Source organism: Rhodococcus sp. 05-2254-6 (assembly GCF_002258565.1).
In the GTDB taxonomy this organism is placed as follows: domain Bacteria; phylum Actinomycetota; class Actinomycetes; order Mycobacteriales; family Mycobacteriaceae; genus Rhodococcoides.
The window spans coordinates 26,955-49,725 of the sequence record NZ_NOZF01000060.1; the positions used below are offsets into that span (position 1 = coordinate 26,955).

Below are 22,771 nucleotides of genomic sequence, written 5' to 3' on the forward strand. Positions count from 1 at the left end.
ATGGGAATGACCCGTACTCTTCCAACCCCGGACGACTACCGGCTCGTACCGTGACCACGGTCGATTGTGGGTCGAGGACACTGGAACCTTTAACTGGCAAGCTAGAACCAACGTGGACGTCGTGGAACGGCTCGCGCTGCACTGACGCCCGGGCCCATGCGCGGTGAGGGCCGATCCAAAAGCCCAAGTGGGCGTTGAGTTTTCCCGCGATGATGAGGTCTGACCGGTCGGTCATGCGGACTCTCCTGCACCGTCGGTCGGCGACCTCGATGGTGTGCCGATGTCGATCCATATGACTCCATCGACGAAGCGAGGGGAGTGAAAGACGGGTTGGCCGAACGGTATGCCGCCGATCGATCGGCCTGCACTGAACGCTCGGGGATCATCCAGATCGCGCAGCCGGTGCGCGCGCAGCCCGTTCAGGTCGATGTCGTACCCGTACTCCCTGCCACCGTCGAGCAGGTGCCAGGTGTATCGCACGATGACCCGATCCATACTGTGCAGCGCCACCTTGTGGAACGTGAACAACCGGCCCTCGTCGAGACGACCGATGTGGTCTGCGATCGTCGCCGTCATCTCGGACAGGAACTGTTGCGCCCACACCGGTGGGGGAACTATCTGTGGGTGCAGTATCGAATCCGCGTCGACTGTGTCACCGTGGAGGCGAAGATACTTGAGCAACGCCGGGTCTTCCGGTACAACTTTCTCGGGGTAGATCCGTCGGCTACTGCCGCCGGCCATAGCCCAGTCGAAGTCGCTCGGTGCGAGCTGGCCGTGACCGTGGCGGTCCACGAGTACCGTGAACATGGCCGGTCCGGGGCGGAGAAGCCCTCTGTCCGTGACGACCTTGTACGCATAGTCGGCGAGATCGCCCAGAACTGTACGCAACCAGACGATCTGCTCCGGATATGGTAGGTCCGTGGCCGGCCGATGCGCCGTCGCCCCGGTGCCGGAGGGCGCGTTGGACACCGCGTAAAGGTTCACCTGTATCCACCGCACACCGGCGGTCCTGTCGAAGGTGCCCATGAACGTCGGATCTCTGACCGTCGCACCCACGCGGACGGTGACATCTTCGAGTTCGATGCTCGGCACCTCGGCCGGGTGCGGGTTATGACTGGGCGACAACGAGCCGGACCGGATTCTGGAATTCACAAACCGTTGCAGCACAACGATTTCAGCTGCACTGTCGGCGGGGACAATGGGAAGGTGCGGCGCTGCTGTCATGGGTCGTCACATCTGGATGCTCGACTCCATCTGGTCAGGTGCTTCGAGGAGCGCCCGGGTGGGGTGCGGGCGCTCATGCGCCTTTCTGCTGGATCGTCATGAAACGACGGTAACACCAAGTCGAAGAATGGTCGACAAACAGAATTACTCAACAGTTGTCGACGTTTCGTCCCGACGCCCGACGAGGTAATCACGGTGACGGTGCGGAAAACTGTCGCGAAGCGATCTGCGTTGCGATAATCGTAAGATTCCTCTACGCAGTAGGGTCGGGCAATGTCGTTGACTCATGAGTGGAACCTCCTCGTGACTGCGCTGCGGGATGTGGCACCGGTGACGGCGCGAACGCTCAGGCCATGCGCGTCGACGAGTGCGGTGAAACGGGCCGAGGCAGCGACGGTTCCGTGGCCGGACGAGCTTCGCGAGTTCTTCGGCCTTCACGACGGTCAGAAGGAGGTCGGCGGCGCGGGACTCGTCGTTCCGGCCGGACGTCTGCTGCAGGTCGTGGAGATACCTCAGCGGCATCGCGACATGGTCGAAGTCATGGCGGATGTCGTTGCAACAGAACCAGATATGTTCGACGGGACGTACGCCGAGATCGTCGACAACCTGGTCGAGGCGGGCACCGAGGCGGAAGATCACCTGTTCCTACCGGGGTACGTCCCTATCGCGGCTTGGGATTCGAATTTGATGTATTGCGACACCCGTTCGGGAGAGATGCGGGGGAGTGTGTCGTACCGATCAGACGACGGCGGGCACCTGGGTGTGCCAACCTGGCCGTCTTTGGAAGCATTTGTTCGCGACGTCAGGTTGGCCGTGACCGATCAGATATCGGTCGGCTGGTACACAGCAGCGGTCGACAACGGGGTGCTGGACTGGGACATCGTCGAATGACGTTGCTGCAGGGCGAGAGCGCCGAGATAGCGGTACGGGCAGCGACGGCCTGCATTGGAGCGGCCACCCTCCGAAACACCCGGTGTTGCGGTTCACGCCCGCCGGTGTCGTGCGGGCAGGCGCGTAGTCGGCAGACGGCGGCGTCCAAGTGACGATTACTCCGTGTCGTGACGGCTCACCCGCTCGATGGTTGATCGATCAGAGACGCGACTGGTGGGATCTGGTCACCCGCGGCCCGTCGGGGTACGAGCGTTACGCACGGTTAAGATTCATCCCGGATCCGACTTACGACGGTCAGCGCGAAATGGACACCGACTTCGCCAACGACGGACCGCCCGAGATCGCCCAGCTCGGAATCGCTGTCTCCACCCTCGCCCGGTTCACCACAACTCCGGACGAGTGCTATTTCCTGATCTGGGAGGGCTACGAAAACCTCGACCACATGCAGGCCGCGACAGTCTCGATCCCGGAGCGGCCCTGCTACCTCTTCCGAGGTACTGCGGAGGACGTGTCGACGTGGAAGGACGCCCGAGACGACTCTGGTGAGCTGCCGATACCTGCGTTTGTGTGGCCGGCCGATCGTGCGTGGTGCATCGCCAACGACGTCGACCCCCACTTCGCCACCATCGGTGCCGGCGAGTCCGCTATCGCAGATCTTCTTCGCACCGCACGGATTGATGCGACGCCGGACGATCCCACCACGTACCCACCGTTCTACGGATTCTGAAGGCCACGGTCCAAAGGACGCGTTCGACGCGCTCGCCGGTACGGCGCAGTGCCTGCAGCGCAACGGTTTCTAGTGGACGTCTCCGTACATTCGGGTGGCGGTATCGAACAGGCAGCGCTATCCGAGACGCAAGGAGGCACCTCCATGGCTGGAATCGCTGACAAGCTCGACAAAGCATACGAAGACAAGCCACTCACCGAGCTCGTCGGCGCACCCGCCGAAGCACTTCAGGGCGTCAGCCCTGGCGATGCCGAGCATCTCAAGGCCGCGTTCAACATCAAGACCATCGGCGATCTCGGACGCAACAAGTACTTCCTCTGGGCGCAGTCGATCGCCAAGCTCGCCGAGTAAGACTCGAGTACGGCACACACGATGAAGCCACAAGACTGGCTACGTCCTGTGGCTTCATCGCAAGCCGACATCGAGCCTGTGGCGTACCTGCACCATCGACCGTCGACAGCGATGCCGTCGACGCGCATGCGTGCCACGTTCGCGGCGGGCGACCCTCGGCGGCGTCCCTGATCGGTCGGCCTTCAGCCCGGTACCGTCGCACCTGTGACACCGAACGGGGCAGCACGGTGAGCGGTTACCGCTATCAGTGGTCACTGTTCGCCGACTGGTGCGCTGCGGCCGACGTCAAGGCCCTACCTGCGTCGCCGATCACGCTGGCGCAGTTCCTCGATGAGAATCCTGCCGGCGATGCGGTTCAGTTGCGTCGGGTGTCCGCGATCAACCGCGCTCACCGCGATGCCGGCCAGCCCGCTCCCGGCCGAGTGACGTCGATCCGGATCGCACTGGACTCGGCACGTAGCGAGCGAACGATCCGGCGTGCCGAGCAGGACCAGATCATCGCGGCCGGACTACCGACCTCCGGATCGACGGCCGCACTGTTCGGTCGCCGTGACGCCGTTCTTCTCGTTCTCGCCGGAGCAGGCCTGTCTTACAAAGCCATTGCCGAACTCGATCGCACCGACATCACCACCGACGGTGACACTGTGTGGATCGGCGGCCGCCACCGAATCCGCATCGCCCCCCACGACGCCAGCAATGTCGAGCCGGCCACGATATGGGATCGGTGGCACACAGTCCTACAGTTTTCCGAACACTATCCCTCGACGACGCTGCTAGCAGAACATCTGCAACGCAACACTTTTCCCGACATGACCGAATTGCCGCATCGCAGCGGTCCGGTCGCGGTGCCGATCGACCGGTGGGGCCACCTACCCTTGCCGGTCACGGCGATGACCGCCGCTGAGGTCGGAGCGGTGATCGCCAGGCACCGCACCGGTGCCTCTCCACTGCACACCCCACGTCGCCCCATCATCAGACCCACCGACGGTGGTACCGATCGGAGTTTCCCGATCGCCGCGCCTGAGCCAGTGTCTGTCGAGCTCGACTCCGGGTACTACCGCTCGGGTGTCGAGGCACGTCGACGCGCCCACACGGCGTTGGCCGATGTACCGGACATGGTCGACGACGTCGAGGACCGCATCGAGCGCCTCTTACAACGCACCCTGCAACTCCTCGACTCATCCACCAGCGGCGACAGCATCTGATGCGGCACGCTCACGACCCGGCACACCGACACCTTGGTCATCGTCCAACTCGTCGAGCACAAAGATCGGATACCGCAACGTTGCCGCTGCACCTGGACCCAGACAACCGCAACAGATGGCGTCTACGCCTATGGAGTGGGCTCGACACCCGCCGCGCACGTCAACATCTCTTGACGGTGCGTATCCACTGTTCACGCATCGGCCGACATCGACACCGCAAGGTTGTCACCGTATTTGCTCCTGCAGCAGGTGCTGCTTGTCGACGTAGTCCGCCAGATCTGCACCCAGCCGATGATCTATCGGAATGTATCCAACTATATAAGACTGAATGCTATACAGATACATACAATCCGATAGTCTGAATGCATGGAGTACGGACTGAACCCCTTCACACCCGGGTCCGGCACCCGACCCCCCGAACTCGTCGGGCGTACCGCCGAGCTCGAACGCTTCGACCTGTTGATCACACGCGCGAAACAACGCCGCTACGACCGTGGGTTGATGCTGCAGGGGCTTCGAGGGGTAGGGAAGACCACGCTGTTGGCGACCATGGCGGACCAGGCTCGCCGCCACAACTGGGTGGTGGTCGAGGTCGAAGCTCAGACCAGTGTGGAAGGTGCCGAGGCCCTGCGGAGGCGTATCGCCAAAGATATCTCTCGCGCTGTACGCCGTCGTCAGTTCGCCGGCCCGGTGGCGGACAAGATCCGGCAGTTGACCGAAGAATTCTCGATGTCCGCCACCGCGTTCGGTGTCGGAGTCGAGCTCGCCCGCTCCGCCGGTGCCGAGAAACCAAGCCTGGGGGTCGAATTCGAGGACCTCGTCGAAGATCTCACCGAAGAACTCCGCAAGGACGGCACCGCGCTGGGGCTGTTCATCGACGAGATGCAGGAACTCGAGCCGGCGCTCCTGCAGGTGATCCTGGCTACCCAGCACCGCGCGGCCCAACGCGAGTGGCCGTTCTTCGTGTGCGGTGCCGGCCTGCCGAACCTTGCGCAAGCATTGGCCGACGCACGCTCGTACGCCGAGCGCCAGTTCGACTACAGGACCATCGGTCCTCTCGCCGACGATCAGGCCCGCGATGCGATCGTCACCCCCATCACCCGGCTGAACCAGGACATCGACGCCGAGGCAACCGACTACGTCGTCGCGGCGAGCGATGGATACCCGTACTTCCTTCAGGTGTTCGGTCACGAGCTCTGGCAGGCAGCCCAGCAGTCCCCGTTCACACTCGCCGACGCCGAGGACGCCGTCGACACCGGCCACGCCTCGCTCGATTCCGGCTTCTACAGCTCACGGTGGCTACGGGCCACCGAAGCCGAGAAACGCTATCTGGTGGCCATCGCACGCAGCGGAACCGATACTCCGCGGACGGCAGCCCTCGCCGAGGCCCTCGGATCGAACCCGCAGTCGATGGCACCGCACCGTGACTCCTGCATACGCAAAGGACTCATCTGGTCGCCGGCCCGCGGCCTGGTTGCGTTCACCGTCCCCGGGATGGCGGACTTCATCCGCCGCCAACCCAACGCACCGATTATCTGACCTCGACACCCAAGGACGTCGACTGGATCGACATCGAGCACGTCGATTGCTCACGCAGCCCAGCATCCACACAGCGCCGTTGCACAAAGAGTCCAGTTCGGTCCGGCGTTGCAGCATCCAGCCGCGCTGGGGGGGAGGGCCAGGGCGAGTAACGCGAACAAGGCCGGCGCTCGGTATCACCCTGGACTCGTGGCCGATACACGGTGCGTTAGAACGGGTCCGGTGGGCCGGTGTTCATCACGGCCAGGATGTAGTCGTGGTCGGGTAAGTCGGCCGGGTGATCGTCGGCGACCGCGAACACCGACCGATCGGGCTCCGGCGGGGTGCGTGCTTCCTCGCGGGCTGCAAGCCATTCTCGCCAGACGATGCGTTCGGCTCGGTGGCGCACGATGCGGGCACGGACGGCCGAGGTGAGGCCGTGACGATGGCCGATGTCGTCGAGTTCGACGGGCCCGATACCGATGTGGGTGTTCTCGATTGTGAGGAGCCCGGCCACGCGCAGATCCAACAGGGCCTCGTATCCGCTGGTGCGTCCCATCCTGATGGCGGTGAACAACTCGTCCGGGGTCTGGGGCTCTGCTGCGGCGAGGACTGCGTCGTAGAGGATGCGGTGACGCCAGCCGATGACACTCCACGCCGGGTGTACCGATTCGACCTCGGCTGGCCCTGCCGCGGTGTCGACTACCGCCGCTCGTCCAGCATGTGTGGGCACTAGTGCGTACCGGTCGGGGTTCTGGCCGACTCCGCGTTCGATCAGCAACAGCGGTGAGCCTTCCATGTCCCGCAGCCGCTCCAGAACGGACCACACCGTCGATTCGGGGAGCATGCCGGCGGCGATGGACAGTGACCGCCCACCGACACCGACAGTGGGGACGCCTTCCACTATCTGCCCTGACACTGCGGCAGCCCACGCCAGTGCTTGAACGACTGCATGGGTGGTCCAGCGATCCCGGCGATGATGAAACTCGGAGGCGACCCAGGTTTGAGCGTGGGTGAGCCATGAACGAAGTACCGGGTCGTAGGTACCCCCTGTGTGCTTTTGCTTGTGCCCGGTATCCCGGACTGGGTCGGGGAGTGTCGATGCGGCCCAGTCGAGTGCGCGGGCAGTGTCGCGGCGGATGGCGCGTTCGGGTTCGGCGTAGCGGGCGTATGCGGCACGCACACCCGCCCACGCGGGTTCGGTGACGCGGGTGAGGATGTCGGTGGCGCTGGCTCCGGCGAGGACTGCGTGGGTGATGACGGATTGGCGTGCTTCCGAGCGTGAGGGCCAGCGGCGGGTGTCGATGCGGCCGGTGCTGGCGAAGTCGAGGACGCAGCGAGGCGGCGGGGCGGAACGGCAGAAACGTGGGTGCAGCCGGGCGTCATCGCTGCTGCCGAGGACGCGTTCAGTGGACGTCTCGGCGCGGATGTGGGTGTCGATCGGGCTGGTGACCGTGCGGCCCGTTCCTCCGAGCAGGGCTTCGAGGCGTTGGAGTGTGCCGGCATCGGACCCGACGGTCAGGATGTCGGCCGCTGTAGCCGGGTCGAGGTCGACGAGGGTGCGGTAGCCACCTTCTTTGCACTGCGAGCCCGGCACGGTGATGCACCCGGTTTTGTGGTTGGTCATCGGTGTGATGTCCAACGTGGGAAGTCTCGCTGCAAGAAGACGTAGCAGTGGCCGGATCTCGCCGGCGGTGACTGTTCTTCCCGGTGCCAGCGGTATCAGTACGTGTCGGCCGCCGCTGGTCGATTGGTCGACGACGGCGCGGCCACCGCATTCGGTCAACCAGGCCAGCAGACGCGTCACGTCGGCGACAACGCAGGCGTGGCCGTGGTGTTTGGTGTCGAAGTCCAGGGCAACGATGCAGGCGCGCTCGCGTGAGAACAGCGGTACAGCTGCTGGCAGTGCCGGCCGTTTGACCGTCAGCGGCCCCGCGGACACGTATTTACGTGTCGTCGGGTCGTAGAGACGCATCGATCGGCGAGCAGCAATGGCTGGTGCGAATCGATGCCACAGCCGGTCCGCAGTCGCATCCGGGTGGACGACACGAGCATTCAATCTTGTACCTACTTCAGGGCACGATGTACCCTGAGACATGTCCGCCAAGACAGTCCCTTCGGGGAAAGCAACACAGAACGAGTTGCGAGCTAGTCACTCGCTTCTCTGACTTCAGAAGCCCTCGGCCCGCACGCCGGGGGTTTTTGTCATCTCAAGGTGCTGCGTAGATTTAGTTGGACTAAGACCCGAATGTCGATTCAGGTCGAGACGGCTACGCAGTCAAGGGCAGTACCCCCTGTTCATGCGCGCGATTCAGTTCGCGCGCAAGATCTTCGCGGTCGCTGGCAATCGCGATCAGATCAGCGACGTACTGACTCAGAGATGTCGCACCAGCCGAGCTTCGCTGCGCCTTGAGCGTGTCAATCAGCTCCGACGGCAGTCGGACAGTCAGTGACGTCCGGTCACCCTTACTGGGCATCGGCATGGCACGGCCTCCTTCGTCTACTTCCGCGGTCCCAACCGGTGTCTATCCTGAACCAGAATCATTTTCGAAGCGTTGAGACACGCCGAGGAAGTCACCAGGAATTACACCTCTGTCATTCAAACGGTCTTCACGCGCTGCCGGTCCACTCTCGCAGCTGCGTCACATAATGGCCGTCGACCAAAGTCTGTGGACGTGGTGGACACTATCTGGCATGGAGATCGCCCAAACCATCTCGAAGACTCTGCCTCATCCGCGCTACCGGTTGCCGTTTGCCGGAGACATCGTTGGCCTCGATACTGCCAAGCCGGTTCAGAAAGAGATGGCAATGGCCACCGAGCTAGGGGGGATCTACGAACGCAAGATTTTCGGCCACCGACTCGTGGTCGTCTCGGAACCGGAGCTTGTCGCGGAAGTGAACGACGAGAAGTACTGGGCAAAATTTCTCGCCCTGCCACATCGCAAGCTACGCGCCATCGGCGAAGACGGTCTGTTCACCGCGTTCAACTCGGAGCCGAACTGGCATAGCGCGCATGCTGTTTTAGGGCCGGCGTTCAGCAAAGGGGCCATGCGCGGTTACCACGAAGCCATGCAGGAATCAGTCAACGAACTTCTGACCTCGTGGGATAGCGGATCTGGTCCGGTAGACGCCTACGACGAGTGCTCAAAGCTGACCTTCGACGTGATCGGGCGTTGCGCCCTGTCGCATGATTTTGGCTCGTTTCGCCAGGCCGTGCCCTTTGCGGACGCCATCGCTCGCGTCCTTCACTATGTGAACAAGTCATCGAACGATGTGCCGATCATCCGCTCTGTCTTAGGACGAAGGGCGACGAGGCAGCACGATGAGGACCTCCAGTTCATACGCCACACTGTCGACTCCCTGATCGAACAGCGAATGGCCCAGCCTGACTCCAGCAAAACATCTCCGGATCTGCTCGAACATATGCTCAGCACGCCAGACCCCGATACGGGCGACAGACTGGCCCTGGAGAACATCCGCAATCAGATCATCACTTTTTTGATCGCGGGGAACGAGACAACAGCATCGACCATCGCCTTTGCGTTGCATTTCCTGAGCACGCGGCCCGATGAGATGCAGCGGATACGGGCCGAAGTTGACGCCGTCGCTCCTGATGGCACCGACATCGAGTTCGAGAATGTACCCAAGCTGCGACGGACACGACATGTAGTCGACGAAACTCTCCGCTTGTGGCCCGCTGCACCCGGCTACTTCCGCAAGGCTCGTGAGCGCGGAGCAACTTCGCTGGGCGGGTACGAGGTACCGGAGGGTTGGGTGTTTGTTCTCCTTCCACAGCTGCATCGCTCACCGGAGTGGGGGCCAGAGGCAGACAAGTTCAACCCCGACCGGTTCGCCACAGGCCAGGCCAGCGACACCAACCGCCGCATCTACAAGCCTTGGGGCACTGGTCTGCGAGCGTGTATCGGCCGCCAATTCGCCTTACACGAGGCGGTGCTTGCGTTGGCGTCCATCGCTCGTCGGTACGAGATTCGGGCAGACCCCGGTTACCAGCTCGATGTGCGCGAAGCAGTGACAATGAGGCCACACGGCGTCAGACTTTCTGTTTCGCGGCGGCTGTGACTGTACCGTCGTCGGTCTAAGTCGATCAGGAGGGGGAACCTGTGGACACCGTGAACAGCTGGCACCTGGTGGAAACTCTGGTGCCGGGACAGATGACAGTCATCAGTACTGGGGGGAAGGTCCGAGATTGGACCAAAATCGATCGCTTGTCACCTGGGCCTGAGTTCGATCTACCTGGTTTTCTGGAACTCACGCGCAGTTCTCGCGCCCAGCAAGATGTGCTCTTCAAAGGCCGTCGGCGTGAAGCTCGCATACGCGCAGTACCAGTTCTGGGGCCGTCAGGGGAAACCCACGGCATACAGGTCTGGGTGGGGGACCCGGAGGTCGAACCCGATCCTGTGCGCATCGTTTCCGGAATAGCCTGGCTACTCGAACGCACCGTCATCGAGCAGACAGTCGAGGCTTCCGCGATGTCCGGCGTCTCTGCTGCTGATCACGTACCAGAACGAACCCCGGCTGAGTACAACGCCAAGGCTGTCAAATTCGATGGGTCCGAGGAGTTGTTCGCCCAGGCGTTGGTTCCTACACACGGTCAGAAGTGGGAGGGCCCGATGTCCGTTCTCCACGCAGATGGCCGAATCATGCGTTGGCATTGCTGGGGGAGGGGGAGAACTGACCCTCCCAACGTCGGCCTCAGGCTGCTATGGCACGACGTGACAGACACAACGGAACCCGACAAACCGACATTGGCTGAGCTGGGAATGCCGAGCGGCCTCGAGAGCGGTGGAACACGCATCGCTGTATTCGACGGCCGAACCGGGATTTTGACAATGTGGTTACCGGAAGCTCCAACCTGGGTGAAATGGCGTGACCTCACAAGCGGCTGTGGCGTGTTGCACGACGACGACCGAGCGACACTGTCAGACGCTCTGGAAAAGTGGACTCACGATACGTCACCTGTGTCAGCTGATGTACGCGTCCGTGCAATCGACGGCGGCGACGCGACCGGCTGGAAGTGGCAGCAAACCCGACTCGAACTAAGGCCCTACCCTGGACAGCTTGGTGACCGGCTGGTCCTTGCGGTGCTCCCCGCGCTACAACCTTCCGAGCAGGTGCTCGAGGTTCCCACTCCCTAACTGATCGTGATAGCTTCGCCCTCGGCACCTTCCGCTCTCCCGAAGAGTTGAAGATTTCCTGTCGGCCGCATGGCCCTCAGACGCAGCCTTTGAGCACCACGTGGAACATATTTCACGTGGCTAACAAGCACGCGTCTTGGAGCCAGAATGTCGATCCAGAGTCAGGTCCCTACTCAGGCCGGTTCGCCCCGTGGCCGCTTCCGCACGCGCTCGTATGCCTCGCTGACCCGTTGCGCCGGGTACCCCAACGCTTCCGCTATCTGGCGGGCGGCCGGCGCGCTCAGTTTGCTCTGCCCGCGCTCGAGCGCCCCGATGTACTGGCTACTGACGCCGATTTCGCTCGCGAGCATCCCCTGGGTCAGCCCCCTGGATATTCGCAGATCACCGAGGTATTCCTCGTCCTCCGGCACTGAGACGAAATCGCTGATCTCGCACCCGAATTCCTTAGCGCATCGAGCAAGAGTGTCTATACGGGGATGGGACTGGCCTCGCTCCCATTGTGAGTACGTCGTCAAAGCCACTCCGAGAACGCGCGCAACCTCGGCACCACTCAGCTTGAGTTCAATTCGTCGTGCCCGCAGCTTGTCAGGTGCGAAACCACGCAACCGACGCCTCACCGATGGAACCTCACGAGAGGACACGATGCCACTTGTCCCAATTCGGTAGCACATAAAGCATGTTTTGATGCTAGTGTATAGATACAGTTGTTTAGACGATGCAACTGAGGTTCACCCCCGGGGCGTCGGCAGAGCAAGATTCGGCTTACAGACGCACACCGCATCAACCACAGCGTCTACGCATCACTGATGCGCCAAAGAAAGCGAGAAGCCGACTGGCTCAGAGTAACTCGAATTAGCAGACTCCAGATGCGCCGTGATTGGTCGTCCCGAAACGCATCCGGAGTCCCCTCCACCTACAGAACAAAGCCCCAATATCGGGCCCAACTTGTATCCGCAGGGGCTCTCCCAGCCTAAGCGGATCTAGCAGAACCGCAATCGGATCGGAGACACCTATGACATCTGTCGCGCAACCGCGAACGTTACATCCGGGCTCCACCTGCAATCCCGGCATCGCCCTCTGCCCCTCGGTCAACGACCGTGTTGCGGGCCTGGCCGTGTGTTCGCTCCCAGCCGTGCCCCACCACAGCCACCACAGGCTGATCTGCGAAGAGACGGGCGCGGTGATTGGTGAATGGACTGACGCCAATGCGACGTTCCTGGAACCACTCCCACGGTCTCCGCTCTTCAGCCACGTGGCCTAGTACCCCCAATCTCGACTGACGCCTGAAGAGGCGATCAGTCGCGAGGGTCTACGCGGCGAACTCACTGCACTGAGGCTCCCGTGTAGCCCCTCAATTGGTGGACCGGCGCGAGGGTCGCATGGTGACGCTTCGACCTCATCGTGTGCCGAACTGCGCTACCCCGCCGGGACATCGAACACATTCCACAACTCCTTACTAACAGAAAGGAATACGCCCGATGCCTTGGATCTTCTCGCAGCTCTGGTTCTGGCTCGGCCTACTGGGCTGAGTGCTCGTGGATGCCAGCGTGCAACGGACGCCCGCTGGCATCCACTCCCAAGGCATCACCCGTCCGCGCTGAGGGTTCGCCCGAAGGCTGACCCTCGTTTTCGGTCGTTCCCCAGCGCGGACGGTGGTGGTTCCACCATCAACCACTCCTGTCACACATCACCCAATACCGCTGCATCACAGCGGCTTACGAAAGGCACAGCCACACAATGTCTCCTCAGCAAGGAATTGGTGGGCGTCACCGCAGCCGCAGGGACCGGGCTCTCGTTCTCACTGCCGTTCCCGTGGCCGTCGCCCTCGCGTGGGGCACCGCGACCGCACACGCAGCACCGCAGGACTTCGTCACCGCACCCGACACCGCCCAGTCCGGAACCACCGACACCACTCCCGTCGCGCCGCCGCCGGCCCCGAACCAGGAACGCCAGTTCCTGCCCGGCTACCAGGCCTCACCTCAGGTCCAGCAGTCCCAGTGGCGTAGCTACGACGACTACAGGTCCGGTAATCAGCAGTCCTCGTACCAGAACACCTACTACGAGCCGGCTCCCGCGCCGCAGGCCGCGCCGACCGATGCACCGCCTGCCGTGCAAGCGGCCCCGCCGTCCCCGCCGCCGGTTCCGACTGTGCAGCGCAAGGTCATCGCACCGATCGACGCACCCGAGGGCTATGTCCTCGTCGGCGGCGAGCTCGTGCCGTACGACCCGAACCTGCTCGATCCGAACCTGGTCGAGCAGTTCAACAACACCGGAGCCGCAATCCAGGCCGACGGCGGAAACTGGCTCGTGGACAACGGATTCGCCGACGCATCCCGCGCGGACCGGATCGCTGCGGGCACCATCACCGGCGTCGTCGCCGGTGGCGCGGCCGGCCTTGCCGCATCCGCCGTCCCGGCCGCAGTCATCACCGGTACCGCCGCTGCGATCGGCGGCGGACTCGGCGTCGCAGCCACTACCGGCACCGGAGCCATTGTCTGGGGCGGACCGGTCGGCTGGGTCTTCATCCCCGGCGCAGCCGCACTGGCCGGGGCAGGCGTGGGTGCCGCCCTGTCGGCACCGATCGTTCTCGGTCTGACCGGTGCAGGCGCTGCGATCGGCGGCGTTCTCGGTGCCACCGTCCTCGGCGGTGAGCAGCAGATCATCGAAGAGCCCGCCCCGCTCCCGGCACCCGAGGCCGTACCGGCACCCCCGGCCCCGCCGGTCACCGCCGCGCCGCTGGCACTGGATGCCCCCAGCGTTCAGAGCGTCATCGACGCCCCGGTGTGGACCGAACCGGCCTTCGAGCAGGCCGCGCAGTTCACCTCGACGGTGCTCGAGCAGCCCGCTGTGGCTGACACCGTCGCTGCGGTGAACACCGCCGTCGCACCGGTTCTCGACCAGGCGAACGCTGCCCTGGCAGGCCTGAACCTCGCGATCTGATCTCCGGGTACAGCCCGACCGTACCGGTGGGCGGGCTGTATCCGAAGGTTCGATCCCGTTCCTGCACTTCGACACTCGGAAAGGCCCTGTTGTGGCACCTCGAGAGACCCCCGACGACAGCTCCGATGATTGGTTCGCCGACCCTATCGTCGCCGACACAGAGACTGCCGCTGCAGCGTCCGAGCGCAGACTGACCGTCCTGACCGACCAGCACCATACCGACGACGATCCCGACGACGACTGGTTCGCAGGCGACTCTGCGGACGACGTGGACCCAGCACGGCCAACGGACGGATACAGCTCCTTCGACGAACGGACCTCTCTACTTCGCACTGGAGGCCCCTACGCCGCGCCCACACCTTCGCAGTCCTGGTGGCGACGTCACCGCTCCGCTGTCGCCGTCACGACTGCACTCGCGGTTCTGGTCGGAGGAGGCTTGGGAGCAGCTCTGGTCCTCACCGGCGTCGGTGACGAACCGCAGGCCCCTGCCGCACTGCTTCCCGCCGACATCGTCACCACCACAACCCTTCCCACATCGGCGGCCCCCGCTGCCGCCGGTGCCGCCGCCGCCGATGTCACCTGGTGCAAGGGCCAAGCCGACGGTGACCCGGTCACCGAAGACAGTGACGACCCTGGCGCGGTGGCGATCTGGCGGTTCGAGAAGGCCTTTTACTTCGACCGCGACGGTGCCGCAGCCCGCGCAGCAGGTGCACCGGACGCGGTGATGGCGTCCGCGCAGAGACTCCAGCAGGGGATCGACCAGCTCGAACCCGACATCGAGTTCTGTGTCCTGGCCGACCCGATCGACGCCGGGATCTACGACGTCACCGTCGTCGAACGCGGACCCGGCATCGACGGCCGCATGAGCCGCCAACGGATCACCACCACCGAGCAGCAGGACGGCACAACGCTCATCTCCGCCATCGTCCCGCGCTGACCCCTTATGACCAGGCACATCTGCTGGACCCCACCGAAGAAGAGAGAAACCGTGCACACATCCATCGACCAGGTTCGCCGCCTCACTCCGCGCCTGCTCGCCGCCACCGCAGCGATGACGGTCGCGGTCTCCGCCAGCGGCGTCGCGGCCGCGCAGCCCTCCGCCACTCCCACCCCGTCAGGATCGACGACCACCAGCCAATCCAGCACCGACGGCAACTGCCCGGTACTGCATCTCGTCGTCGTCCCCGGCACCACCGAGATCGACGAGAACTCCTCACCCGACACCGATTCGGGCTTCTTCTCCCGCCTGACCGTCCCGGCGATGCGTGATGCGAACTCCGGCGACGGACCCGCTCTCGAACGCAGCTATGTCCCGTACCCGGCGAGTTTCGGCGGCAAGCCCGGCGATCGCTCCGCCGTTCCCTACGCCCAGTCCGTCGACATCGGCGTCGAGAACACCACCAAGATGATCTCCGACATCGCCGCACGCTGCCCCGGCACCAAAGTCTTCCTCTCCGGCTACTCCCAGGGCGGCGAGGTCGCCTCCCAGGTCACCCGTGACATCGGGGCAGGAACCGGCCCCGTCGACGCCGACCACTTCGCCGGCGCAGCACTGTTCTCCGACCCCACCCGCTCCGAAGGTGAAGACGTCATCGCCGGCGGCGGCTCCACCCCCGCCCCGGCACCGGGAACGAGCGGTGCAGCAGTGGACACCGTCCAACTCGCCCCGGCCGTCGCCGCAGCCGCCCCCGCAGGCGGCGGTATCGCACCGACACCGAAAATCGCCGGATTCGGCGCAGTCTCCGACCGGGTCGCCTCGTACTGCACCGCAGGCGATCTCGCGTGCGACACCCCCATCGACGCCCCCGCCGCCAAGCTGGTGGCATCCATCGCCGGACAGTCCTCGATGGACACCCGCGACCCCGTCCGGATCCTCACCGACGTCTCCACCGCCGTCGGACGCACCGCCCTGATGACCGGCGCGTCGGTGATCAACGACAACATCGACTTCGACTCCAAGGCAGGCCGATTCGAGGTCAACTCGTCCTCGGAAACAGTGCTGTCGAAGATGGCGAAGTACTCCGACCCGTCCGCAACCTCGACCGACGAGATGATCGACGAAGCGGTCGGTGCGGTCACCAAGATCGCCGGTATGGCCATCGGGGCGGCGATCACCGTCGCCAAGGACGTCATCACCCCCGAAACGATCGGCCAGCTCGCCACCGTCGGCCTGACCAACCCACCCGCAGCCCTCGGCATACTCGCCACCAAAGTGCTGTCCTCAGCGGTCAAGCTCGTACCCCCGGCGACCATCGACTCGGCCGTCGACGTCGCGTTCAAGGAAGTGTCGAACACCATCGACGAGAACGCCGGTCTCGCGCAGCTCGTCACCGACACCTCGTACTGGAACACCGCCACCAAACACGGCTCCTACGACAGCGTTCCGGTCGGATCCAAAGGTGAGACCCCCGTCGAGCTGACCGTGCGGTGGATCGTCGCACTCGCCGCCGACCTGACCGGCGATCAGAGCCTCGCAGACAAGGTCGGGGCAGTGATCAAACAAGGCGCGGCCTTGTTCGCCACCACCGACACCGTCCGCAGTGCCGGCAGCATCCTCGCCGCCCACGCCACCGTCGGAACCACCGGAACCGCAACGACGACCTCAGCGGCCACCACGACGACCCCCTCTGTTTCTGCCGCTGTGCCGACCACCGTCTCACCAACCACCACTCGGTGACCGAGAACGCCGGAGAAGGAGGTGCGCCCGAGATGGCCGCACAACCAGCTGAGCACCATGACTATTACCGAGACGACGACGTGTCGGTCACCCCGGCCGGGCTGCGGATACCGCCGCCCTCACGCCGAGCACCGATTCACGACGACCCGGTTGCAGTCCACGGTCGCCCGCCCGTGATGTGGCTCCTCGCCGCTCACGGGCGCTCCGGCGCAGGCACACTCGCTCAGATCTGGGCCCCGGCGGGCGATGCTCGCCGGGGCTGGCCCGCAGCCGACCGGCACCGCAACGTCGTGGTCGTGTGCCGTACGGACCGGGCCGGCCTTGACGCTGCCCACGACCTTCTCCTGCAAGCTCAGGCCGGCCTCGTCGGCGACTGCACTCTCCTCGGACTGGTCCTTGTTCCCGACGCCCCCGGCCCACTCCCCAAGACCCTGCGCCGATGGGCGGACGTCGTCGCCTCCGCAGCACCAGCTGTGTGGCGAGTCCCGTACGTCGAGGATCTGCGCACCCACAGACAGAACGAACTCGCGATCTGGACCCCCACCGAACCTGAACCACCCCCACCAGGGCGGATGCGAGCCCCCGCCCCCTCTACGACCAGCCCACACCACGAACTCGCCGCGATCGGGCGGGAGATCTTCACCGCCGCCCGCAATGCGTCAGGCCACTGAACCGCACCCTCTCAACCAACACCCAAGGAGAACACCATGATTGCCAGCCTCACCGCATCGACGACCACATTCCTCGCGCAGAACATCGGCGACGTCAGCCCCCAAGCACCGGACGGCCCCACCGGGGACAAGATCTTGACCCTGCTGTCCTGGCTGATGTGGGGATGCATCATCGCTGCCGTCGCCGGAATCATGATCTGCGGCGCGATGCTCGCGTACGAGAAAATCTCCGGTGGCGGCCAAGGCGGCAACGCGACCGGCAAACTCGTCGGCGGACTGTTCGGGTCCATCGTCATCGGTGGTGCCGCAGGCCTGGTCAACATGCTCGTCCTATGACCATCGTGAACTGGACTCTGTGGGGTCTGATCATCGCCTCGATTGTCGGAGTCATGGTCGGCGGCGGTGAGCTTGCGTACGACCAATTCAGGGGCCGCTGGTGTCAGGCCAACCAGCGGGCCACCGGACTGCTGTATGCGTCGATATTGCTCGGATTCGTTGCTGGAGTGGCGAATACAGTGGTCACGGCGGCGATGACATGAACATCGACGTGCTCGCGCAACCACCGACCTCACCGGTCGAGTGGCCCGACGAGGTGTGGCAGCCGGTCATGACGGGCCTGTCGTGGCTGCTCTGGTTCGCCATCGTCACCTGCATCGCAGCACTGTTCGTGTGCGGGGCGGTGTTCGTCAACCAACGCAAATCCACCGGAACACAGATGGTCGAGGACGCCACCCTGGCCCGAATCCTCATCTGTGCCGCCATCATCGGATCCGCATCCGGGATCGCCCAAGCCGTACTCGCCTGAGAACACCGAAATTCCCTGCGCCCGAACTGCATCGACCTGAAAGGCCCTCCTCTGATGACCGTCTCCCGCACACTCCGGATCGCCGCGACAGCGGCGACCGTCCTCGCACTCGCTGCGTGCGGATCCGGCAACGACGACACACCCGCCGCTGCCCCGGATCCGGCACCGGATCTGCGTTCCGCTCCGGCCGAGCTGACCTGGCGCGAGGTCGCAGGGGTATCGGTGCCCACCTCACGGGTCGACGGGCCCCTCGCTGGAACATCGGTGAATCGCAGCGGATATGCACAGACCCCACAAGGTGCTGTCCTGGCCGCGATCAACGGGCAGACCGCACTTGCCGTCGCCGACGACCGCGCGTGGCCGGAAGTGGTCAACACCGTGACCGCACCCGGGCCCGGTCGCGACGAGTTCGCGGCCGCACGCGCCGCCGTCACCGTCTCCGGTTCGGTCCCTGCCGACGCTGCACCGAAGTTCGTCGGGTTCGAGGTCACCGACTACTCCAGTGATCCGCTTTCGGCGGGGGTGTCGGTGGCACAAACCATCGGGACCGGAACCGAGTTGTTTTCCTATCCTGTCGCGCTGCAATGGATCAGCGGCGATTGGCGGATCGTGCTACCCACTTCCGAGGAAAACATCGACGCCGTCGAGATCGACAACCTCGAGGGCTACACCACATTGGAGCGCACCCCATGAACCGTCGGCTACGTACCGTCCTGATTACCGTTGCTGCGATCGTCGTCATCGCCATCGTCGGCGCGATCGTGTTCATCATCCCGAACATGAACGACGACACCCCGCTGACCACCGCTGGTCCACCGCCGACGACAGCAGCACCTACCCCCGGTGACTCCGAGCTCGACACCGGCGCGGAAGGCTTCGGTGTTCCCGACGCGGACTTGTCCGGGCGCACGGTGATGGTCCCGAACAACCCTGCGGGTCAACCACTGCCACAGCGAGAACCGACCGGGCCGCGTGTCGAATGCACCAACGACGGCCGACCGGTGACGTCCCCGGAGTCGATGATGATCCAACGCAACTTCGGTGTCTCGACCCTGTACTCCGAGACGGATGGGCCGTCGTACATCGACGGGCTGGTCCTCGCCGGCTACACCCGCACCCCGCAAGGCGCGGCACTGGCCGCCGCAAACTTCCTACCCCGCGGACTCGCGGGCGGACCTGTGGCTGTCGAATCCACGGAGAAGCTCACCCTGATACCCGACGAGAAGATCGGTACCCAGGAGAAGAAAGAAGCAGAACTCGCGAAACCGGTCAACACCGAGACTGTGGCATTGCGGGCACCCATGGCGTTCAAGATTCTCTCCTGCACGGACAGTTTCGCCGTCGTCGAGCTCGCCCAGATCCGCGATGTCGATGACGCCGGTAGACGGATGCAGAACCCGACCTACACAGGACTGCGCCTGAATATGGCGTGGGATGGTGGCACCTGGAAGGTCAGCAAACTCGACGGTGCCACTACTGGCGGCCCGTACAGCTCGCTCGATGGTTTCACCCGGTGGGCACTGTGACCCGCACAGCGGCCTTGGCCGCCCGCGCTGTCGTCATTGCACTGCTCTCACTGATCGCGGTCGTCGGGGCCAGCGGACTCGCACACGCCCAAGATCCGACACCGGCACCCGCACCGAATCTGACCGAGCAGATCAACCCCGACGCCGACGGCAACGACTTCCAGCAACAACGCCGCGAGTGCGTCGCCGAAGGCTCGCCGGTCCTCGGTGACGGTTGGCTCAACGATGCGCTCGAGGGAACCGCGGTCGGTGGCTTCATGGACGAGGCACTGTGCCTGGACAACGCGTTCAGTGATCACCCCGGTGACGCGTTCTCTACCGCTGTCGACTCCGCAGTCTCGACATTCTGGGGTGACCCGGTCGGGGACTTCGCCAAATCGGTGATGGAAGGCAACACCCAAGCATTCCGGTCGGTGATGACGTTCTGGATGTCCTCCGGCATACCGGGCCTCGCGGCGGAGAACGCGATGTCGGGGCTGCGGAATCTGATCTCCGGGTTCACCGTCGTCGCCTTGTTTGCCTCCATCATCATCGCGATGATCAAGCTCGCGATCGCCCGCAAACAAGCGGTGATGGAAGGGGCCACCGAGACCGCGACCATGTTGGTGCGCACCGTCGTCACCGTGTCACTGCTGCCGATTCTGGTGTTGATGTTCCATCAAGGCGGCGACATCGCCTCTGCATACGCGCTGGAGAAGTTCGTCGGCGGAGACCTGAACGAGAAGATCACTGCCATCACCGCGTTCGACGACAAGACCGGCCTCGGCCCGATCCTCGCGCTCGCCTGCGCTGGGTTCGCATTCCTCGGGTCGGTCGCCCAATTGATCGCACTGTTGATCCGTGAGGCGGTGCTGTGCGTCGTCGTGGCCGTGATCCCGCTCGCCGCTGCCGCGTCGGCCACCGGCACCGGGCGCAGCTCCTACAAGTCGATGATTGCCTTCACTCTCGGCGCGTTGCTGTTCAAACCGGTCGCGACGCTGCTGTACCTGTTCGCGTTCTGGGCGTCGTCGGCGTCGAGCTCGGATCAGATCGCCACCGTCATCATCGGCTCCGTCCTCCTGGCGATAATCGGGTTCTCCCTACCCACCTTGATCAAGATCGTCGCTCCCGCAGCGGACACCATCTCCGCCGGTGGCAGGGAGGTCGGTCAGCTCGGCGCAGCAGGCGGGGCGGTGATGGGTGCCGGTGGGATGGCTGCATCGCGTGCCCTCGGCTCGGTCGCGAACTCCGTCGGCGGATCCTCGGGTGGCGGCAAGGGCGGGTCTTCGGGTGCGGCCGGTACCGGCGCACGTTCGTCTCCCGGTTTCCAGGGCCGCTACAACGGTGGATCGAGTCCCTCGCACGCGGGCGCATCGTCCGGGCCGATGGGCGCAGCCCGCAGAGTCGGAACGGCCGCTGCATCGGCCGGCCGCACCGGTACCTCGGCAACCCTGCGCGGCGCAGCAGGGGCACTCAAAGCTGCGGGCACCGTAGGCCGCACCGCAGGCTCGGCCTCGACCACTCTCGGCTCGGCCGCTGAAGGCGCAGTCGGCAACTACCACGGACGGATTCAACGATGAGCGCGCAGCTCGAAGCCCCGTACGAGCCGCCGATCTATTCGGCAGGTAACCGGCCGCAGAGCACGTTCGCGTTTGGCCTGCCGACGAAGGTCATTGCCTACGGTGCAGGGTTTTTCGCGGTCTCGTTCGCAGTCCTGATCTTCGTCCACGTCGTCGTTGGACTGGCTCTGATGGGTGTCGGCGCGCTCATCCTCACCCCTCTGGTCATCGCCCCGAACGGCCGAACCCTTTACGAGACAGGACAACTGAGAATGCAATGGATGCGGCGTAAGCACATCGACAAGTCCACCGAGTACCACGCCGGACCGCACTCGAGGATCCCTGGTGGCCGCTACAAGCTCCCTGGCCTGCTCGCCCGCACCAAGGTCTACATGGGAATCGACCGTCACGGCAACGAGTTCGGGATGATCCACAACCCCGACGATCACCGCTACACCGTCGTATTCGATGCCCTCCCGGGCGGTGACGAAGCGATCGTCCAGCGCGACAAAGACCTCTACACCGCAGACTGGGGCGTCTACCTCGCCGACCTCGGACTACCAGGCGACATCGTCGGTGCCGTGGTGGTGGTGGAGAACATCCCGGCTACCGGGCTGCGGCTGGCACGGCGCGCCGAACACGAACTCGTCCCCACTGCACCGCCGCTGGCTGCGTCGTTCGTCGAGCAGTCCGCCGTCCGGATGCCCTCGGGTCGCCACCGCACCCTGGCACGACTGTCGATCACCTTCCGCGCCACCACCCGCGAACGCCAGAAGGACCCCGAAGAGATGGCCACCGAACTGGCCCGCCGTCTGCCGGATCTGTACGAATCGCTCTCCGGTGCCGGGATCGACGCACAACCGATGACCGCCGCCGAAATCACCGCGGCCGTGCACCGCTCCTACAACCCCTCGACCGAGAACGACTTCGAGGAACTCGAAATCTCCGGCGAAGAGCACGGCGTCGACTGGGACGACGCCGGACCGGGACGTGCGAAGACCGATTGGGGTCACTACCGCCACGACGGCGGAGTCTCGGTCGTCTGGGAAATGGCCGCACCTCCCGAATCGGTGTTCACCGACACCGTCCTCAAACCGCTGCTGCAGCCGCACGACGACATCCCCCGTAAGCGATTGACGCTCGTCTACCGCCCCTACACCGCCGGGGACGCCGCGAAGAAGGTCGACAAGCAACACCGAGACGCCCTGCACGCGATCAACTCTCGCGGCAACAAGATCACCTCCGCCGGGTCGGAGAAGCGCCACGAGATCGCCGAGCAGGCCCGCCGCGAGATGGTCTCCGGAGCCGGATACGAACGCTATTCGGCACTGCTGACGATCACCGTCGGCTCGGTCGAAGAAATTGCGAACGCGGCCGCCGTCACCGAATCCCTCGCCGCCCGCTCCCGCCTGCGACTGCGGCGCGCATTCGCTTTCCAGGACGCCGCGTTCGCCGCCGGCCTCGGCGTCGGTGTCCTCCTGCCCGATCAGATCTCCACTTCGATCCTCGTGCGCCGCAGCTAGAGCGCCGCCGACCGCATCC

At 64.4% G+C, this 22,771-nt stretch carries 22 protein-coding genes; 18 read left to right on the top strand and 4 right to left on the bottom strand.

Translation table 11 applies throughout. The annotated features are described in order from the left end of the window. Positions 1 to 231 precede the first annotated feature (231 nt). Positions 232 to 1,092, bottom strand: a complete 861-nt coding sequence (locus CH256_RS07570) for a hypothetical protein (protein ID WP_143536294.1) — start codon at positions 1,090 to 1,092, stop codon at positions 232 to 234. Between the two features lie 405 nt (positions 1,093 to 1,497). Here CH256_RS07570 and CH256_RS07575 point away from each other — a divergent pair, with 405 nt between their 5' ends. The 5 genes from CH256_RS07575 (at position 1,498) to CH256_RS07595 (ending at position 5,937) form a co-directional block, all read left to right on the top strand. Then, positions 1,498 to 2,115, top strand: coding sequence for an SMI1/KNR4 family protein (locus tag CH256_RS07575; protein ID WP_032370883.1), 618 nt, complete (start codon positions 1,498 to 1,500; stop codon positions 2,113 to 2,115). A gap of 190 nt (positions 2,116 to 2,305) precedes the next feature. Continuing rightward, positions 2,306 to 2,842, top strand: coding sequence for a hypothetical protein (locus CH256_RS07580; RefSeq protein WP_230591170.1), 537 nt, complete (start codon positions 2,306 to 2,308; stop codon positions 2,840 to 2,842). 144 nt (positions 2,843 to 2,986) lie between these two features. Beyond that, positions 2,987 to 3,193, top strand: a complete 207-nt coding sequence (locus tag CH256_RS07585; protein ID WP_032370993.1) for a hypothetical protein — start codon at positions 2,987 to 2,989, stop codon at positions 3,191 to 3,193. Positions 3,194 to 3,420: 227 nt separating this feature from the next. Then, complete coding sequence (locus CH256_RS07590) at positions 3,421 to 4,398, top strand: hypothetical protein (RefSeq protein ID WP_032370881.1); 978 nt, start codon at positions 3,421 to 3,423, stop codon at positions 4,396 to 4,398. Positions 4,399 to 4,764: 366 nt separating this feature from the next. Then, complete coding sequence (locus CH256_RS07595; protein WP_032370880.1) at positions 4,765 to 5,937, top strand: ATP-binding protein; 1,173 nt, start codon at positions 4,765 to 4,767, stop codon at positions 5,935 to 5,937. 208 nt (positions 5,938 to 6,145) lie between these two features. On the opposite strand, the gene CH256_RS07600 is transcribed toward CH256_RS07595, so the two are convergent. Together CH256_RS07600 and CH256_RS27605 are read right to left on the bottom strand one after the other, a co-directional pair. Continuing rightward, complete coding sequence (locus tag CH256_RS07600) at positions 6,146 to 7,891, bottom strand: hypothetical protein (RefSeq protein ID WP_052057168.1); 1,746 nt, start codon at positions 7,889 to 7,891, stop codon at positions 6,146 to 6,148. Between the two features lie 295 nt (positions 7,892 to 8,186). Continuing rightward, positions 8,187 to 8,399, bottom strand: a complete 213-nt coding sequence (locus tag CH256_RS27605) for a hypothetical protein (protein WP_032370879.1) — start codon at positions 8,397 to 8,399, stop codon at positions 8,187 to 8,189. Between the two features lie 211 nt (positions 8,400 to 8,610). Here CH256_RS27605 and CH256_RS07605 point away from each other — a divergent pair, with 211 nt between their 5' ends. Both CH256_RS07605 and CH256_RS07610 read left to right on the top strand, forming a co-directional pair. Beyond that, complete coding sequence (locus CH256_RS07605) at positions 8,611 to 9,996, top strand: cytochrome P450 (protein ID WP_032370878.1); 1,386 nt, start codon at positions 8,611 to 8,613, stop codon at positions 9,994 to 9,996. 41 nt (positions 9,997 to 10,037) lie between these two features. Then, complete coding sequence (locus CH256_RS07610; RefSeq protein ID WP_052057167.1) at positions 10,038 to 11,072, top strand: GAF domain-containing protein; 1,035 nt, start codon at positions 10,038 to 10,040, stop codon at positions 11,070 to 11,072. A 173-nt stretch (positions 11,073 to 11,245) separates the two neighbouring features. On the opposite strand, the gene CH256_RS28955 is transcribed toward CH256_RS07610, so the two are convergent. Further along, on the bottom strand, positions 11,246 to 11,743 hold the full coding sequence (locus tag CH256_RS28955) for a helix-turn-helix transcriptional regulator (RefSeq protein ID WP_080731984.1): 498 nt from the start codon (positions 11,741 to 11,743) through the stop codon (positions 11,246 to 11,248). Between the two features lie 1,066 nt (positions 11,744 to 12,809). Between CH256_RS28955 and CH256_RS07620 the strand changes: the two genes are divergently transcribed. From CH256_RS07620 to CH256_RS07670, 11 genes are all read left to right on the top strand, one after another. Next, complete coding sequence (locus CH256_RS07620) at positions 12,810 to 14,012, top strand: hypothetical protein (protein ID WP_256984008.1); 1,203 nt, start codon at positions 12,810 to 12,812, stop codon at positions 14,010 to 14,012. A 91-nt stretch (positions 14,013 to 14,103) separates the two neighbouring features. Continuing rightward, entirely contained in the window at positions 14,104 to 14,949 is an 846-nt protein-coding gene (locus tag CH256_RS07625) for a hypothetical protein (protein ID WP_094622982.1), read from the top strand. Between the two features lie 51 nt (positions 14,950 to 15,000). Continuing rightward, positions 15,001 to 16,689, top strand: a complete 1,689-nt coding sequence (locus CH256_RS07630; protein ID WP_238325129.1) for a cutinase family protein — start codon at positions 15,001 to 15,003, stop codon at positions 16,687 to 16,689. 32 nt (positions 16,690 to 16,721) lie between these two features. Then, the gene (locus CH256_RS07635; protein ID WP_094669232.1) at positions 16,722 to 17,360 is read left to right on the top strand and encodes a DUF6668 family protein; all 639 of its coding nucleotides are present in this window, start codon (positions 16,722 to 16,724) and stop codon (positions 17,358 to 17,360) included. A gap of 36 nt (positions 17,361 to 17,396) precedes the next feature. Then, on the top strand, positions 17,397 to 17,696 hold the full coding sequence (locus CH256_RS07640) for a hypothetical protein (protein WP_051364808.1): 300 nt from the start codon (positions 17,397 to 17,399) through the stop codon (positions 17,694 to 17,696). Next, the gene (locus tag CH256_RS07645; RefSeq protein ID WP_027494129.1) at positions 17,693 to 17,899 is read left to right on the top strand and encodes a hypothetical protein; all 207 of its coding nucleotides are present in this window, start codon (positions 17,693 to 17,695) and stop codon (positions 17,897 to 17,899) included. Before CH256_RS07640 ends, CH256_RS07645 begins: the two co-directional genes overlap by 4 nt. Beyond that, positions 17,896 to 18,165: a hypothetical protein gene (locus CH256_RS07650; RefSeq protein ID WP_027494130.1), complete on the top strand. Its 270-nt coding sequence runs from the start codon at positions 17,896 to 17,898 to the stop codon at positions 18,163 to 18,165. Before CH256_RS07645 ends, CH256_RS07650 begins: the two co-directional genes overlap by 4 nt. Positions 18,166 to 18,219: 54 nt before the next feature. Next, positions 18,220 to 18,858, top strand: a complete 639-nt coding sequence (locus CH256_RS07655; RefSeq protein ID WP_094623022.1) for a hypothetical protein — start codon at positions 18,220 to 18,222, stop codon at positions 18,856 to 18,858. Then, positions 18,855 to 19,691, top strand: coding sequence for a hypothetical protein (locus CH256_RS07660; protein ID WP_094623021.1), 837 nt, complete (start codon positions 18,855 to 18,857; stop codon positions 19,689 to 19,691). The genes CH256_RS07655 and CH256_RS07660 overlap by 4 nt, the downstream gene beginning before the upstream one ends. Then, on the top strand, positions 19,679 to 21,250 hold the full coding sequence (locus tag CH256_RS07665; protein WP_094669227.1) for a hypothetical protein: 1,572 nt from the start codon (positions 19,679 to 19,681) through the stop codon (positions 21,248 to 21,250). The genes CH256_RS07660 and CH256_RS07665 overlap by 13 nt, the downstream gene beginning before the upstream one ends. Beyond that, positions 21,247 to 22,752, top strand: coding sequence for an SCO6880 family protein (locus CH256_RS07670; RefSeq protein ID WP_094623019.1), 1,506 nt, complete (start codon positions 21,247 to 21,249; stop codon positions 22,750 to 22,752). The genes CH256_RS07665 and CH256_RS07670 overlap by 4 nt, the downstream gene beginning before the upstream one ends. The last annotated feature ends 19 nt before the right edge of the window (positions 22,753 to 22,771 follow it).

Bases quoted from the DNA above. Each gene is read 5' to 3' on its own strand.
- CH256_RS28955 (WP_080731984.1), bottom strand. From the start codon at position 11,743: ATGTGCTACCGAATTGGGACAAGTGGCATCGTGTCCTCTCGTGAGGTT.
- CH256_RS07640 (WP_051364808.1), top strand. From the start codon at position 17,397: ATGATTGCCAGCCTCACCGCATCGACGACCACATTCCTCGCGCAGAAC.
- CH256_RS07595 (WP_032370880.1), top strand. From the start codon at position 4,765: ATGGAGTACGGACTGAACCCCTTCACACCCGGGTCCGGCACCCGACCC.
- CH256_RS07635 (WP_094669232.1), top strand. From the start codon at position 16,722: ATGGCCGCACAACCAGCTGAGCACCATGACTATTACCGAGACGACGAC.
- CH256_RS07670 (WP_094623019.1), top strand. From the start codon at position 21,247: ATGAGCGCGCAGCTCGAAGCCCCGTACGAGCCGCCGATCTATTCGGCA.
- CH256_RS07575 (WP_032370883.1), top strand. From the start codon at position 1,498: ATGTCGTTGACTCATGAGTGGAACCTCCTCGTGACTGCGCTGCGGGAT.
- CH256_RS07605 (WP_032370878.1), top strand. From the start codon at position 8,611: ATGGAGATCGCCCAAACCATCTCGAAGACTCTGCCTCATCCGCGCTAC.
- CH256_RS07585 (WP_032370993.1), top strand. From the start codon at position 2,987: ATGGCTGGAATCGCTGACAAGCTCGACAAAGCATACGAAGACAAGCCA.
- CH256_RS07645 (WP_027494129.1), top strand. From the start codon at position 17,693: ATGACCATCGTGAACTGGACTCTGTGGGGTCTGATCATCGCCTCGATT.
- CH256_RS07660 (WP_094623021.1), top strand. From the start codon at position 18,855: ATGAACCGTCGGCTACGTACCGTCCTGATTACCGTTGCTGCGATCGTC.
- CH256_RS07600 (WP_052057168.1), bottom strand. From the start codon at position 7,891: ATGCGTCTCTACGACCCGACGACACGTAAATACGTGTCCGCGGGGCCG.
- CH256_RS07620 (WP_256984008.1), top strand. From the start codon at position 12,810: ATGTCTCCTCAGCAAGGAATTGGTGGGCGTCACCGCAGCCGCAGGGAC.
- CH256_RS07650 (WP_027494130.1), top strand. From the start codon at position 17,896: ATGAACATCGACGTGCTCGCGCAACCACCGACCTCACCGGTCGAGTGG.
- CH256_RS27605 (WP_032370879.1), bottom strand. From the start codon at position 8,399: ATGCCGATGCCCAGTAAGGGTGACCGGACGTCACTGACTGTCCGACTG.
- CH256_RS07655 (WP_094623022.1), top strand. From the start codon at position 18,220: ATGACCGTCTCCCGCACACTCCGGATCGCCGCGACAGCGGCGACCGTC.